The sequence below is a fragment of the Okeania sp. SIO2B9 genome (genome assembly GCF_010672505.1).
In the GTDB taxonomy this organism is placed as follows: domain Bacteria; phylum Cyanobacteriota; class Cyanobacteriia; order Cyanobacteriales; family Microcoleaceae; genus Okeania; species Okeania hirsuta.
In genome coordinates this window covers 1-2,238 of the sequence record NZ_JAAHGK010001252.1, presented here as the reverse complement: position 1 = coordinate 2,238, position 2,238 = coordinate 1, and the positions used below count along the sequence as shown (strand labels likewise).

Below are 2,238 nucleotides of genomic sequence, written 5' to 3'. Positions count from 1 at the left end.
TTGCTATTCAAGCATTGATTTTTGCAACCCTAGCTGCTAACTACATCGGAGAAGCGTTAGAAGAACATGGCGCAGAACATCAATGCTTGAATAGCACTTAAAAATAGACCCAAAACCATTAGTGGTAAAGGAATAAATAGAGGTACTAGCAGAACTAGCACTCCCACAACCAATTCATCAGCAAGAATATTACCAAATAAACGGAAGCTTAGGGACAAAGGCTTGGTAAAATCTTCTATGATCTTAAAGGGGACCATAAATGGTACTGGTTCAGCATAGCCCGCAAAATATCCTAAGCCTTTTTTGCTGATACCTGCATAAAAATATGCTATGGAAGTCAGTAGTGCCAATGCTACTGTTGTATTAATGTCACTTGTGGGGGCAGCTAGTTCTCCCGAAGGTAGTTCTATTACTTTCCATGGTACTAGCGCTCCTGACCAATTTGACACAAATATAAATAGGAACAAAGTACCAACAAATGGCACCCAAGGGCGATAATCTTTTTCACCAATTTGGTCTTTTGTTAGGCTGCGTATAAATTCTAGGATGTACTCCATGAAATTTTGCATCCCACTAGGAATTCGCTGCACATTGAGTGTTGCTGTTAAAGCAGCCAAAACTATCAGGGCAATTACAAACCAAGATGTAAGTAAAATTTGCCCATGTATTTTGAGGCTGCCTAGCTCCCAGTAAAAATGCTGGCCAACTTCTAGTTCGGCCAGGGGTAAATAGTTAATAGTATGCAAAATATCTAGCATTTTGATTCTCAGGCTTCCCGATTTATATCAAGTGGATTTTTCAAGAATTAGAATTTGCTTCAATTGTTATGAGTTTGGCATCAAGGATGTTCGCACTACATATATTATTAGTGCTGCTTTGTAAGTCAGAAACCCAAGGAAAATCGGCAAAATTTTGAGCTGATTCAACTGAGTTGCTAATATCATCAGCCCGACAAATATTGCTAACCTTGTTTTACCTACACTTCTTTTATCCCCGCCAATACTCTCAACTTCTTTAGCTAACATCCTTAAGTAAACCACACTTGTCGTTGCTCCTATCAAATAATTAAGAGCAATGTTTAGGGAGTAAAAAACCCAGACAAAGACAAATATTATACCTGTAATTGTCAAGGTGATTACATATAGTTCCTGCTGCAGTTTGTAATACTCTTGCATTGAAGTATTTGGTTCTGCGCCTGCAGTGCCAACTTCTGGAGTATCACTATCGTCAACAGTTATGGTTTCTGGTGATGTATCAGATGTATTCACAAAAATTTAGATACTAATCACAAGTGGTAGGCTTTTTTTATATGCCAATAGTCATCATACCATGTTGGAGCAAGCATACCCAGAAGTCAAAAGTTAAAATTTATAGGCCAGAAGTCGGAGGAGTCAGGAGTCAGGAGTCAGGAGTCAGGAGGAAAAAAGAAGGAAGAGAAGAAGAAAGTTTTTTATCACTAATTATCCGGACATGATATAATTTTATGTATCTTTGAATACCCACAATAAAAAATTGAGGGAATAGGGAACAGGGAACAGAGAGAAATTGATCGGGGAAAAGATTTTGATTATGGCTAATTAATAAGACTTGATAGAACCTAAATTCCGCACTTCAAAACGTAGTACAAAGGCAGAGGGCAGAGGGCAGAGGGCAGAAGGCAGAAGGGAATATTGGTTCAAAGATATAAGGTTTTTTATAACTGATTCATGGTAAAAATAGCCCCAAGTAGCTCACAACCCTCACTATTTTGCAACACAGCCCGTAAGAATGCCTTGAAGTAGGGCTTGCTAATTAGGGTTTGCTGATTAATCCTAAAAGTATTGAAATATAAAGGTTTTAGGGTTTTAGAGTTGAAAAAAGTACCAACTTTTTGGTGGAAAAAGCTCATGCATGCTAGTATTTTGGGATGATTATGGCAGAAAAATTGAGAGGCAATTCTTAACTCCTACCTCCTCACTCATTCCCATAACTCCTGTCTCCTGTCTCCTGTATCCTGTCTCCTACCCCAGCAAAAAGACTTTCCATACGCAAACCCTAATTAAATATCAAAGCATTGAAATATAAAGATTTTAGCCTTTTTGGGGTCGAAAAAAGTTCACCTATTTCAGTCTAAAACGCTCAAAAAGTTAGTATTTTAGGCTCATAGTTGGGCAGAAAAATCAAGGGACAATTCTTACTCCTATCTCCTCGCTCATTCCCCGTTCCTCCTGTCTCCCCCTCCCAGGAGGGGAAGACAGA

The 2,238-nt window shown here is 38.7% G+C and carries 3 protein-coding genes; 1 reads left to right on the top strand and 2 read right to left on the bottom strand.

Translation table 11 applies throughout. From position 1 onward, the window contains the following. Window positions 1-56: 56 nt before the first annotated feature. Window positions 57-758: a F0F1 ATP synthase subunit A gene (atpB, locus tag F6K13_RS29495; RefSeq protein ID WP_287289335.1), complete on the bottom strand. Its 702-nt coding sequence runs from the start codon at window positions 756-758 to the stop codon at window positions 57-59. Window positions 759-824: 66 nt separating this feature from the next. Then, window positions 825-1,268 carry an ATP synthase subunit I gene (locus tag F6K13_RS29490; protein WP_124143165.1) on the bottom strand — a complete coding sequence of 148 codons (444 nt, stop codon included), beginning with the start codon at window positions 1,266-1,268 and terminating at the stop codon, window positions 825-827. A 41-nt stretch (window positions 1,269-1,309) separates the two neighbouring features. On the opposite strand from F6K13_RS29490, the gene F6K13_RS29485 reads away from it, so the two are divergent. Next, window positions 1,310-1,474: a hypothetical protein gene (locus F6K13_RS29485; RefSeq protein WP_161564933.1), complete on the top strand. Its 165-nt coding sequence runs from the start codon at window positions 1,310-1,312 to the stop codon at window positions 1,472-1,474. Window positions 1,475-2,238: the final 764 nt, after the last annotated feature.

Bases quoted from the DNA above. Each gene is read 5' to 3' on its own strand.
- atpB (WP_287289335.1), bottom strand. From the start codon at position 758: ATGCTAGATATTTTGCATACTATTAACTATTTACCCCTGGCCGAACTA.
- F6K13_RS29485 (WP_161564933.1), top strand. From the start codon at position 1,310: ATGCCAATAGTCATCATACCATGTTGGAGCAAGCATACCCAGAAGTCA.